Annotated in this window: 7 protein-coding genes; 6 read left to right on the top strand and 1 reads right to left on the bottom strand. The window is 46.7% G+C overall.

What is annotated here, in order from left to right:
- Positions 1-14 precede the first annotated feature (14 nt).
- A complete protein-coding gene (gene mnmC / locus PK654_RS11250) occupies positions 15-2,042 on the bottom strand; it encodes a bifunctional tRNA (5-methylaminomethyl-2-thiouridine)(34)-methyltransferase MnmD/FAD-dependent 5-carboxymethylaminomethyl-2-thiouridine(34) oxidoreductase MnmC (protein WP_271695887.1) in 2,028 nt (675 codons plus the stop codon).
- Positions 2,043-2,171: 129 nt separating this feature from the next.
- Between mnmC and fabB the strand changes: the two genes are divergently transcribed.
- The 6 genes from fabB to accD all read left to right on the top strand — a co-directional run bounded on the left by fabB (position 2,172) and on the right by accD (position 12,979).
- Positions 2,172-3,383, top strand: a complete 1,212-nt coding sequence (gene fabB / locus PK654_RS11245) for a beta-ketoacyl-ACP synthase I (RefSeq protein ID WP_271695886.1) — start codon at positions 2,172-2,174, stop codon at positions 3,381-3,383.
- Between the two features lie 203 nt (positions 3,384-3,586).
- On the top strand, positions 3,587-4,717 hold the full coding sequence (locus PK654_RS11240; RefSeq protein WP_271695885.1) for a 4-phosphoerythronate dehydrogenase: 1,131 nt from the start codon (positions 3,587-3,589) through the stop codon (positions 4,715-4,717).
- Entirely contained in the window at positions 4,717-5,730 is a 1,014-nt protein-coding gene (locus tag PK654_RS11235) for an aspartate-semialdehyde dehydrogenase (RefSeq protein WP_271695884.1), read from the top strand. The genes PK654_RS11240 and PK654_RS11235 overlap by 1 nt, the downstream gene beginning before the upstream one ends.
- Before the next feature lie 364 nt (positions 5,731-6,094).
- On the top strand, positions 6,095-10,960 hold the full coding sequence (locus PK654_RS11230; RefSeq protein ID WP_271695883.1) for a FimV/HubP family polar landmark protein: 4,866 nt from the start codon (positions 6,095-6,097) through the stop codon (positions 10,958-10,960).
- Positions 10,961-11,062: 102 nt separating this feature from the next.
- Positions 11,063-11,857, top strand: coding sequence for a tRNA pseudouridine(38-40) synthase TruA (truA, locus tag PK654_RS11225; RefSeq protein WP_271695882.1), 795 nt, complete (start codon positions 11,063-11,065; stop codon positions 11,855-11,857).
- A gap of 195 nt (positions 11,858-12,052) precedes the next feature.
- Complete coding sequence (accD, locus tag PK654_RS11220) at positions 12,053-12,979, top strand: acetyl-CoA carboxylase, carboxyltransferase subunit beta (RefSeq protein WP_271695881.1); 927 nt, start codon at positions 12,053-12,055, stop codon at positions 12,977-12,979.
- Positions 12,980-13,011: the final 32 nt, after the last annotated feature.

Below are 13,011 nucleotides of genomic sequence, written 5' to 3'. Positions count from 1 at the left end.
AAGGCATGACAAATTTAACAACCGGTAGTTAAAGTACTAACGGGTTTACCCTTAAGCAGCTTTCTTACCCACATTTTAGCCGGATGCACAGATTCCAGCACATCGGTCGGTAGTGGCAGAGGGTCATTACATATTTGTGAGGCCAGCAGTTCCGCCATTAGCGGAGCAGAACATAGCCCTCTTGAGCCTAGTGCCAGAAGGCAGAACAGATTGGGGTAACTGGCAACAGGCTGGGCGCCACTTTGTTCTGACCGAAGATTGGCATATTGGCTGAGAATCTGTTCATAATCACCGACATTGCCGACGTAAGGCAGATGATCTCTGGTGACACAACGAATACCCTGCCGTGCCATGTTTCCGCTGATATCCACTTCTTCCGGCCAGCTCTGATTTGGCAGGCTTCGTATCAGTTTAAAGCGGTTCTCTGACTGAATCCCTGCCTCAAATTCCTGATTAATGTTAACCCGGTCGTGACTGGCTCCGATGCAGTGCAGGTTATCGGTAGGATTGTTTGGTGTCATATAGCCGTTGTAACAGAGTACAGTTTTTAGCTTGCTAAGCTGCTTCGTTGTCGGGATATGGCTGACCTGACCTTTTACAGGTGTTGCGGCAATTTCTTTGGCTTGCCCGAATTGTCGGAACAGATGGCCATTGGCAATAACGGCTGAAGCGTGATGAAACTGCTGATTCTCTGATTTCAGGAGCCAGCTACCATCTTGTTCAATAGGCTCAAGAGCGGTGATTTCTGTCTGATAACATAGCTTAAAGTTGTTGTTATTCTGCAAATGCGTAAGCAAATTAGTGGTTAGCTGCTTTGGAGATAACCAGCCGCCTAAAGGATAGCTGATACTTTCAACGTCAACGGGTAAGCCTATATGTTGACTCGTTTCCTCAACAGAGAGTTTATGAGCCAGTTGGTCAGGGAAGTTACCTTCCAGCATACTGGTCAGTTTTTTCTCTGATTTATCATTCCACATTAGTTGAGTAACGCCACACCAGTCGTGGTCAAACTCAATCTGGCGGCTTAGTTGTGTTATATATTCTCTGGCATAGAGGAAGGCGGGGGCAAAAAGTCTGGACACTCCCGTATGTGTGCCGTTAAGCAGAGGGTAAATAGCACCCTGTCGGTTTCCCGATGCATTTTCTGCCGGCTGGCTGTCTTTACAATAAAGGGTAACCTTTTTTCCTCGCTGCAACAGCTTATCGGCCAGAACGGCACTGGCAATTCCCCCACCAATAATAGCGATATCTTCACAGGAGTCTGAAGGCTGGCGGTTATACCATGGAGGGATATTTCCCGCTGGAATTTTATTAGTGAGAGTACCGGCAATCATCTCTCTTTTGGTACCAAAGCCCTTTACCTTTTTCATTTCAAAACCAGCTTCGATCAGGCCACGACGAACGAAACCTGCTGCAGTAAAGGTTGCACAGCTGCAGTTCTCTTTAGCCAGACTGGCCATACCGTTAAACAGTTGTTGTTGCCACATATCCGGGTTTTTACTCGGCGCAAAACCATCAAGGAACCAACAATCGACCAGACCGGAATCATATACTGGTACTTTAGGAAGAGACTCTTGGATATCGCCAAACCAGAGATCAAGAGTAATCATTCCTCCTGCCAGAGAGAGGCGTTGACATTCAGGTAGCGCAATCGGGTAGGTTTCCTGCAGTTCCTTTGCATATGCTGAGAATTCCGGCCATGCGCTATGTGCTTTGATTAAATCTTCTTTTGTCAGGGGGTACTTCTCAAAACTGATGAAATGCAGCTCTTTTAACGGAGATTCCGGATTTTCTGCTCGAAATTTTTCAAACCACTGCCATACTGCTAGGAAGTTTAACCCGGTACCAAATCCGGTTTCTGCAATTACAAAACGACGATATTCATAAGAATGCCATCTTTCTGGCAGATGATTCTGCTGTAAGAAAACGTATCTTGTCTCCTCCAGACCGCTTACGTTGGAGAAATAAACGTCGTCAAAGTGTTCAGAAACTGGTGTGCCTGAGTCATTCCAGTCAAGATTAGCATTAGTGATTTTGGTCATATTCTTATTACGGGAATTGCTGAATGTCTAATAATTGAAGGGGATTGTACGGCTTTCAGGGAAAGCTGACCACTTTTGCATGGTAACTTGGGTATTATCTTACCGACTTAATATTTATAGGATTATGAAATGAAACGCGCTGTCATCACCGGTATGGGAATTGTATCGAGTATCGGTAATAACGTTGAAGAAGTACTGGAATCGTTAAAAGAAGGCAAATCTGGCATCAATGCATCTGAGCAGTTCAAGGAAATGGGCTTGCGTTCTCAGGTGTGGGGTGACCTGAAGATTAACCCTGTTGACCATATTGACCGCAAGAAAATGCGCTTTATGGGTGATGCAGCGGCATACGCATACCTATCTATGGAGCAGGCAATTGAAGATGCAGGTCTGAGTGAAGATCAAGTATCAAACGACCGTACAGGCATTGTTGTGGGTTCTGGTGGTGCATCTGCCATTAACCAACGTGTTGCTGTAGATACTCTTCGTGAGAAAGGTGTACGTCGTGTAGGTCCTTACATGGTACCGCGTACTATGTCTTCTACTACTTCTGCCTGTCTTGCTACTCCGTTCAAAATCCGCGGTGTGAACTACTCTATGAGTTCTGCATGTGCAACATCTGCTCACTGTATCGGTCACGCTGTTGAACTGATTCAGCTAGGCAAACAAGATGTGATTTTTGCCGGTGGTGGTGAAGAGCTGGACTGGACTCAGACTATGATGTTTGATGCCATGGGTGCTCTGTCTACTAAATATAACGAGACACCAGCAGTAGCATCACGTACTTATGATGCTGACCGTGATGGTTTTGTTATCTCCGGTGGTGGCGGTATCGTTGTTATTGAAGAGCTGGAACACGCACTTGCCCGTGGCGCTAAAATCTACGGTGAAGTTGTCGGTTACGGTGCAACATCAGATGGTTACGATATGACAGTACCATCAGGTGAAGGCGCAGTTCGTTGTATGAACATTGCTATGCAGGATGTTGACGGTGTTGATTATGTAAACACTCACGGTACGTCGACTCCTGTTGGTGACGGTAAAGAGCTTGAAGCGATTCAGGAAGTGTTTGGCGGCAATAGCCCTGCAATCTCTGCAACCAAAGCGATGACTGGTCACGCTCTTGGTGCAGCGGGTGTTCATGAAGCTATCTACTCAACACTGATGCTGGATAACGGCTTTATTGCACCTAGTATCAACATCGCTAATCTTGACGAAGCGGCACAAGGGCTGGATATCGTTACAGAAAAGCGCGATGTTGAACTTAAAACTGTTATGTCTAACAGCTTTGGCTTTGGCGGAACCAATGCCACGCTGGTGATTAAAAAATATGAAGCTTAATCCGTAAGGAGAGCGAACAGTTTCCAGAATTGATTGGCTTAGCTAATCAAACAGACGCAAACATGCTCCTTTGAGAGCGGAGCATGTCCTTTTGTTCTGGAATTTGCCCGGCTAGTTTTAGCCGGGCATTTTTATATCTGGTTTGGGCTAACCAGCCTAAATGTGTACAATCCCTTTCATTCCCAAATAATGAACCCTTTGCAATGAAAATCCTAATTGATGAAGCAATGCCCTATGCGAAACAACTGTTTAGCCAGTTGGGCGAAGTGATTACCCTGCCGGGAAGAGAGATAACGGCAGATGATCTTCAAGGTGTTGATGCCCTGATGATACGCTCGGTAACCAAAGTGAATGAACAACTATTGTCGAAAGCGGATCGATTAAAGTTTGTCGGCACGGCTACTGCAGGCATGGACCATGTTGATCAGGCTCTTTTACAACAGAAAGGCATCTTTTTCACCGCAGCGCCCGGCTGTAATAAAGTGGGTGTGGCTGAATATGTTATCAGCGTATTGATGGTGCTGGCTCAGCAGAAAGGTTTTTCAATAACGGATAAAACCGTTGGTATTATCGGCGCAGGACAGGTCGGCAGCTATCTTGCCCACTGCCTTGAGGCACTGGAAATAAAAGTGTTGTTGAATGATCCGCCGAAGCAGCAGCAAGGTGATAAACGTCAGTTTGTCGAACTGGATGAGCTTCTTGAGCAGTCAGAAGTTATTACCCTGCATACGCCGATCACCAGGGAAGGTCCGCACGCAACGCATCACCTGATTGATGAAAACAGACTGAACAGAATGCGTCCGGATCAGATATTGATTAATGCAGCCCGTGGACCGGTTGTTGATAATACGGCGCTAAAGCATCGCTTAATGAAGGGTGACGGTTTTAGTGCCACACTGGATGTGTTTGAGCATGAGCCAGTCGTGGATCTGGAGTTGCTACCATATCTGGACTTTGCCACGCCACATATAGCCGGTTACGGGCTGGAAGGTAAGGCTCGCGGTACAACCATGATTTATAACTACTATTGTGAGTTTCTTGGCAGAGCAGAAAGAGCGAACGCCAATGAGTTGTTGCCGGTAGCGTCTGTACCTAAACTTCATATAGAGCGGGAATGGGATCATGCAGTACTGCACAATATTATTCAGATGATTTATGATGTGCGGCTCGATGATGCCATATTCCGACGCGAGATAGCGCAGCAAGGTGCATTTGACCGAATGCGTAAAAATTATTGGGACAGAAGAGAATATAGTGCCATCCGGTTGGTGGGGAGTGAAGAGTGCAACCTTGCTCCTCTGGCTAAACTGGGTTTTCAAATAGAGGGTAAGTAATGAGCCAGGAATTTAATGTTGCCGTTTTTGGTGCTACAGGTGCGGTCGGTGAGACCATTGTAGAGGTGTTGCAGGAGAGAAAATTTCCTGTCGGCAATATTTATCTGTTAGCCAGTGAGCGTAGTGAAGGTAAAACTTACCGCTTTAACGGCAAAACAGTAAAGGTTGAGAATGTTGAGAATTTTGACTGGTCACAGGTTCATATTGCCCTGTTCTCAGCCGGAGCGGCTCTTTCTGAGAAATGGGCTCCGGTAGCGGCAGACGAAGGTGTAGTGGTTATTGATAATACATCACAGTTCCGCTACGACTATGATATTCCTCTGGTTGTTCCGGAAGTAAACCCGGAAGCGGTAGCCGAGTTCCGTAACCGCAATATTATTGCTAACCCGAACTGCTCAACCATTCAGATGCTGGTGGCGCTAAAGCCTATCCATGATGAAGCGGGAATTGAACGTATCAATGTATCCACTTATCAGTCGGTATCTGGTGCAGGTAAAACTGGTATTGATGAGCTAGCCGGTCAGACAGCTAAGCTGCTTAACGGCCTGCCGGCAGAACCGGATGCCTTTAGCCAGCAAATTGCCTTTAACTGTATCCCGCAGATAGATAAGTTTATGGAGAACGGTTACACCAAAGAAGAGATGAAGATGGTGTGGGAAACCCAGAAAATCTTCAATGATCCTTCGATTATGGTGAATCCAACCTGCGTTCGCGTTCCGGTATTTTATGGTCATGCAGAAGCGGTTCACGTTGAAACCCGTACTCCTATCGATGCCAGTCAGGTTTGTCAGCTTCTGGAGCAGACAGAAGGTGTTGAAGTCTTCTATGGGGAAGAGTGTCCGACTCAGGTGCGTGACGCCGGCGGAAAAGACCATGTTATGGTCGGCCGAATTCGCAACGATATCAGCCATCATAGTGGCGTGAACCTTTGGGTTGTTGCTGATAACGTACGTAAAGGTGCGGCAACAAACGCCGTTCAGATTGCTGAAGTGTTAATTCGCGACTATTTTTAATGCCTCTGTCACTAGGTAGTTCCATCACCGGGAAACAGCGATAAACAAACCCTCCGCGCCAAGGATGGCGTGGCGGAGCCCCACGGATGGGTTTATGCGTGTTTGTGTTTGGTGTTTGCCAGCGTGGCTCTCAGTCAGGAACAGTTACTACGCTTCTCAGACAAGTGATTAATAAATAAAGCCTCTTTTAAAAGAGGCTTTGTTTTATCTGCTTTGAGCGAAAAAAAAATAATATTTTGTACAAAAATCAAATAAACGAGCGTGCCAACGCATTTTTTTCCCTAAGTCCTATAGTTTTCTGCCTGATATCCGATATATTTACCAGATCAACACTATTTTTAGAACGCACAAAGACGAGCATTATATGTCCCATTTTCTAAAGCGTCTTATCACGCCTTTAGCGTTACTTATAACAACACAGATATCTCCGGTGTCGGCAGAAGGAATTCGTCTGTTAGGACCGGACGGAACCGTCCAGTCGTCCCCCCAATACGATGAGTCTGTTTTTCAGGCTAATAGCAACCCAACGCAGAGTTCTGCAAGCTATTACGGCCCGACGGGAAGAAATGAGACACTATGGTCAATCGCCAGTCAGATACGCCCTGATAACCGTTTGACAGTGCAACAGACACTGTTGGCGATATATAAACTTAACCCTCAGGCATTTGCCGATCAAAACATTCATGAACTTATCCCCGGCAGCCGCCTTAGAGTACCTTCCGCCGCGCAGATCCGTGCTGAGAGCACTAACGAAGCTGTTGCCCTGCTTAATGCCCATAGAGAAAAGCTCAACCCAACGGCAGCCAATACAACGCCATCTAATGCAACAGTCGTGGCTCAGCCCATTGTTGAAAGCAAACCTACCAGTGAAGTTAATCTGGTTCCGGTAAAACCGGTCAAAGCAAAATCGGATATTGATACAGTAAAAACAGAGCCTATGGCCGAGCCGCCTAAAAAGGCCGATCCGAACGTAGATAAGTTAAAGGCGCAGCTATCTGAATCAGAAGGAGAGCTGACTGCCCTGGAAGAAAAAAACCATAAATTACGTCTGATGTTGTCAGAAGTACAGTCAGAGGTAGGGAACCTAAAAGAAGAGCTGAATGACGAAAACAGGATCCGTAGCGAGGTAGAAAAGCTTCTTGAAGAAGAGCGTCTGAAGAAAGCAGATATTGAGGCGATGAAGCCAAGTCAGCTTGATCTACTGCTGGCCAACACTTGGTTTGTGGTTCTGCTGGCTTTGATTCCGGGACTGCTGTTTGTACTTATTGTAGTACTGATACTGACGCGTCGCGGCGGCAAAGAGCCTGAAGAAGAAGAGATGCCAGAACAGGCACAAGTAGTTAATCTGGTTGATGAAGATGATGACGAAATCGATCTTGATTCTGATATTGACGAAGAGGTTGCCATTGATGATGACCTGTTTGGTGAAGAGTCTGACGAGAACATATTCGATGTTGATGATGATCAGGATGAAGAGGTAGAAAACGATATTTTCGCCAGCCTTGATGATAGCGATTTAGACTTTAACCTTGATGACGGTGAAGGTGATGAAGAGGATCCGTTTGCCAGCATTGATGACAATGGTGATTTCGCTACAGAGCTGGATGATATTGATGAAAGTGCCAACGGCATCAGTGTTGATGGTGATGAAAAAGCATTAAGTCTGGAGGAGATGGAGCGGGCTCTGGATGATGATGACACCATCATGCCAAACGATATTGAAAGCGAGTTTGACCTATCTGATGATAATGAAATGTCGCAGGCTGAACTGGATGAGCTGCTGGCGTCAGACGATGACGATGAAGCTCTGGATGGTGATGCACTGAATCAGGATGATCTGGACAGCTTATTTGGTGAGCTTGGCGGTAGTGAGCCGCAAGCGAAAGCTGAGGAAGAAGACGCTATGGCCGATTTTGACTCACTGCTTTCACAAGATGATGATCTGGATGACTTCGACCTGTCAACAGAAGAAGAAACTGAGCCTGAAATAGCAGACAGTCAGGATGATATTGATGACCTGTTCAGTGAGAACAGTACCCAACTACTGGATGACGTATTAGACGATGAATCAGATGACGAGTCTGTAAGTGAGTTAGGTGACGATAACATCGACTTACTTGATGAGTTGATTGACTCTGAAACGGAAGAGCCGGATGAGCTGCTTCAGGTCTCTGAAGAGAGTACCGATCTGCTGGATGAGATTATTGGTGACAGCGTCGGAGAAGACGCAGAAGAACTTAGTCTGGATGAAGAGAGCACAGCTCTGCTTGACGAACTGATTGATGAGACTTCTCTTGATGACAGCGTTACTACTGAGATGGTTCAGGATGTGGAAGAGAGCGTGTCTTCAGAACTTCCTGAGCTGGAAGAGGACAGCACGGCTTTACTGGATGAACTGTTTGACGAAGCTGACTCCGGTGAGTCGGAAGAAGATATCTCTCTGGCACTGGATAAAGAGCTGGAAGAAATTCAGGGTTCAGAGGTAACAGATGTAGCTGAAGATAGTAGCGACCTTCTTGATGAACTACTTGGTTCAGAGCCCGAAGAGCAGCAGGCTGATTCAGATATGGCTGATGATTTGCTGGCAGAGTTTTCAGAAACAGAGATAACCGACTCTGAAGTTGAAAGTGAACCGCAAGAGCTGGTTGATGTTGCAGATATCGCAGAGCCTGAAATAGAGACAGTGCAGGAAACAGAGCAGGATCTTGCGGAGCAAGTACTGACTGAAAGTAGTGAATCAGAAGCTATAGAGGATTCAGAAGAGTCTCAAGAGCTGCCTTTATCAGAGGTAGCCGATCAAGGTGTTACTTCTGAAGCAACTGGTGATTTTGATTTTTCTCCTCAGATTGAAGGGTCTGAGCATGCGGAACCGGTAGAAGAGCTGCAAGACGTAGACAGTTATTTAGAAGAGTTAGGTGAAACCGAACTTACTTCTGAGGGAGAAGCAGAATCAAAGGAAGTTGAAGCTCCTGAGAGTATAAGCGCTCCGGTAGAGGAGCAAAAAGAAGCAGAGAAACCGCAAGCGGTAGCTAATGAGTTTGGAATTCCTCAGGATGATGACTGGACGCTTGATATAGAAGATGAACAATCACTTGCAGAGCCAGAGCCAGAGCCAGAGCCAGAGCCAGAGCCAGAGCCAGAGCCAGAGCCAGAGCCAGAGCCAGAGCCAGAGCCAGAGCCAGAGCCAGAGCCAGAGCCAGAGCCAGAAGATTATCAACAAGAGCACGCAATGCTGGATGCGCTGGAGCGTGGTGAATCACTGGAGGATGCAAAAGAGGTTTTTGAATCCGACGCAGATGATAGTGAACCAGAGCCAGATGACTTAGAAGAGCTCGCTGAGCTGACTGATGTTGAGCCGGAGACGGGTGAGTTTGATTCCGAGCCGGCAGAAGAGCCGACAGACTTTGAACTTGAACCTGAGCTTGATGAGGTTGAATCTGAACTGGCTGAGCCAGAGTTGCCTGAGGCAGAACAGCAGATAGCAGACGATCTGGAGCAAGCCGATCCGTTTGAACAGGAAGAGCCTGAACAGCCGCTAACTAGTGAGCTGGATGAAACAGAGCTGTTTGATCTGCCGGAAACAGAAGCTATTAGTGATGAGGAGCTTGGTGAGTACACAGAGCAGCAGGCCATAGAAGACGCTTTTGATTCAGAAGCTGAAGAGAGTGAACCAGAGCCAGATGACTTCGAAGAATTAGCTGAGCTGACTGATGTTGAGCCGGAGATGGATGAGTTTGATTCCGAGCCGGCAGAAGAGCCGACAGACTTTGAACTTGAGCCTGAGCTTGATGAGGTTGAATCTGAACTGGCTGAGCCAGCGTTGCCGGAGGCAGAACAGCAGATAGCAGATGATCTGGAGCAAGCCGATCCATTTGAGCTTCCGGAAACAGAAGCGATCAGCGATGAAGAACTTGGCGAGTACACAGAGCAGCAGGCTATTGAAGATGCTTTTGATTCAGAAGCTGAAGAGAGTGAGCCTGAGCCAGATGACTTAGAAGAGTTAGCTGAGCTGACTGATGTTGAGCCGGAGATGGATGAGTTTGATTCCGAGCCGGTAGAAGAGCTGACAGATTTTGAAATTGAACCTGAGCTTGATGAGGTTGAATCTGAACTGGCTGAGCCAGCGTTGCCGGAGGCAGAACAGCAGATAGCAGATAATCTGGAGCAAGCTGATCCGTTTGAACAGGAAGAGCCTGAACAGCCGCTAACTAGTGAGCTGGATGAAACAGAGCTGTTTGATCTGCCGGAAACAGAAGCTATTAGTGATGAAGAACTTGGTGAGTACACCGAGCAGCAGGCCATCGAAGACGCTTTCAATGCCGATGATATTGATCTGGACTTGCCTGAGTTGGCTGAAACTGATCCATTTGATTCAGCAGATATCATCAGTGATGAAGAGCTGGGTGAATATACCGAACAACAAGCGATTGATGACGCAGTAGAATCTGAACCGTCAGAATTAGCCGAGAGCGATGATCTTGACTCTTTATCTGACGATATTTCGGAACAAGAAGCTGGTGAGCAGTTTGATAGCTTTATGTCTGAGTTTGATGAGTTTGATAGTGAACCGGATACGGCTGAAGCGACACCATCAGCAGATCAAACCTTAGCGATACCGGATGAGTCAGAAGAGCTGGCTGAGTTGCTGGCAAATGAAGAGGCTCCTGCAGCAATTTCCACTGAGCCTCTGGATAGCAAGACCATTGACAGCGCAGGTATGGACCTCGATGCCATGCTGGAACTGGGTGGTGAAGACTGGAATGGCTTTAGCCTCTCTCCGGAGCAACAGGCTGAAATTCCGTCGGAAATTCCTGAAGATCAAAAAGATATCTGGAATGGTGAGTTAACTGAACCTGAGCATGATTTGCATGAAGAGGATTGGGGTGAACAGCCGGAAATCAGTTCTGACATTGATGAGAAAACTCAGTATATGACAGTTGATGAGCTGATGGCTCAGTCGGATATAGTGAGTGATGATGATATTGACCCTGATGAGGAAGAGCTGAATCTGGATGTCGGGTTAAACGAGTTCCCGGATGTGATTGGCGACATCAGTGAACACGATGTTGACTCAAATTCAGAAGCGGCCGGTAAGCTGGACTTAGCAAAAATCTATATCGAGATGAACGATGAAGAGGGGGCTATCCGGTTGCTGGAAGAGGCGATAGTTTACGGTGATGATGATATTCGTCAGCAGGCTAAAGCTCTGATAGATAAGATTCGCGAGTAGCGGCTGATCTGATATCAAAAGAGAATGGGCGACAGAATTGTCGCTCATTTTTTTTCGTATTATACTGCCCGCCCATTTAAACAGGTGAGATTGGTCAACAGTATGCGGATAGCATTAGGTATAGAGTACGACGGAACGCGTTATTCAGGATGGCAACGTCAGAAGCATATCAACAGTGTTCAGGAAGAGCTGGAGAAAGCCCTTAGCATAGTTGCCGCACACCCTGTGGAAGTGCAGTGTGCAGGAAGAACCGACGCCGGCGTACATGGTACCGGGCAGGTTGTTCATTTTGACACAAGCTCTGAACGGAAAATGGTCGCGTGGACCATGGGTGTTAACGCCAATATGCCTAAAGATATTGCTGTCCGCTGGGCCAAAGAGGTTCCTGATGAGTTCCATGCCCGCTTCACTGCAACCGCCAGACGATACCGCTATATTATCTACAATCACGCCTACCGTCCGGGGATTTTGTCTAAAGGTATCAGCCATTACCATGGTGAGCTGGATGCTGAGAAGATGCATCTGGCCGGTCAGTACCTGCTTGGTGAACAGGATTTCAGTTCATTTCGTGCGGCCCATTGCCAGTCGAGAAGCCCTTGGCGGAACATTATGCACTTGAATGTTTTCAGGCAGGGCAACTACGTTATTATCGATATTAAGGCCAATGCCTTTGTGCATCATATGGTGCGGAATATCACAGGTAGTCTGATTGCAGTGGGGCGCGGTGAGCAGCAGCCAGAGTGGATTCAGCAGTTACTTGAAGCTAAAGATCGCAAACTGGCAGGAGCAACGGCTAAGGCAGAAGGCTTATATCTGGTGGATGTCGATTACCCACAACAGTTTGATTTACCAAGAGAACCTATAGGTCCGCTATTTTTACCCGATAATTTGAACTAGCTCCGTTTTGCACTGAACTTAAACTGAGAATAGTGTTCCAACTTTTGTTGTTTAGTGTGATATTTGACTCGCCAGAAATAGGTACAACCAGTTTTTTGTCTACAGACAAGAGAAACTGTGGTTTAATCTTGGCGCATTTAATTGAATTATATATCTTTCGCCATGTGGCGGGGGATTGAACAGAAAAGGTCTTCCATGAGTTGGCTTGAAAAAATTTTAACCAAAAGCAGTATTGTAAGCTCACGTAAAGCGTCTATCCCGGAAGGGGTCTGGACTAAATGTACATCATGTGAGCAGGTTCTTTACCACGCAGAACTTGAACGTAACCTAGAGGTGTGTCCGAAGTGTGACCACCATATGCGTATGAAAGCTCGTCGTCGTCTGGAAACTTTCCTTGATGAGGACAATCGTGAAGAGCTGGCGAATGATCTGGAGCCGGTAGATAAGCTGAAATTTAAGGACTCCAAGCGCTATAAAGAGCGTATTGCGAGTGCACAAAAAAACAGTGGCGAAAAAGACGCACTGGTCGTAATGAAAGGTGAACTCCTGGGTATGCCAATTGTTGCCTGTGCTTTTGAGTTCTCCTTTATGGGCGGCTCAATGGGTTCTGTAGTTGGTGCTCGATTCGTCAAAGCGGTTGAAGCTGCGCTGGAGAACAATACCGGTCTGGTTTGTTTCTCTGCCAGTGGTGGTGCCCGTATGCAGGAAGCGCTGATGTCTTTGATGCAGATGGCAAAAACCAGTGCTGCGTTAGAGAAGCTATCTGATGCAGGTCTGCCGTTTATCTCTGTGATGACTGACCCGACAATGGGCGGTGTTTCTGCCAGTCTGGCGATGTTGGGTGATATCAATATCGGTGAACCAAAAGCCCTTATCGGTTTTGCTGGTCGTCGTGTTATCGAGCAGACAGTACGTGAAGATCTTCCTGAAGGATTCCAGCGTAGTGAGTTCCTGCTGGAGCATGGTGCGATTGATATGATTGTTGATCGCCGTGAAATGCGTCAGCGTGTTGGTGGTTTAGTTGCAAAACTGACCAATCACAGCTCACCTTTAGTTGTATCAGTTGATGATTCTCCCAAAGAAGAAGAATACACAGTACCCGTAGCTGAAGAAAAAGAGTAAAGTACTCATTAATCTTAACCGCTTGATGTGAT

It is taken from the genome of Vibrio sp. SCSIO 43137, from assembly GCF_028201475.1.
GTDB lineage: Bacteria > Pseudomonadota > Gammaproteobacteria > Enterobacterales > Vibrionaceae > Vibrio.
Note: the sequence above shows the minus strand (reverse complement) of the source record. Positions and strands in the feature narration are given on the sequence as shown.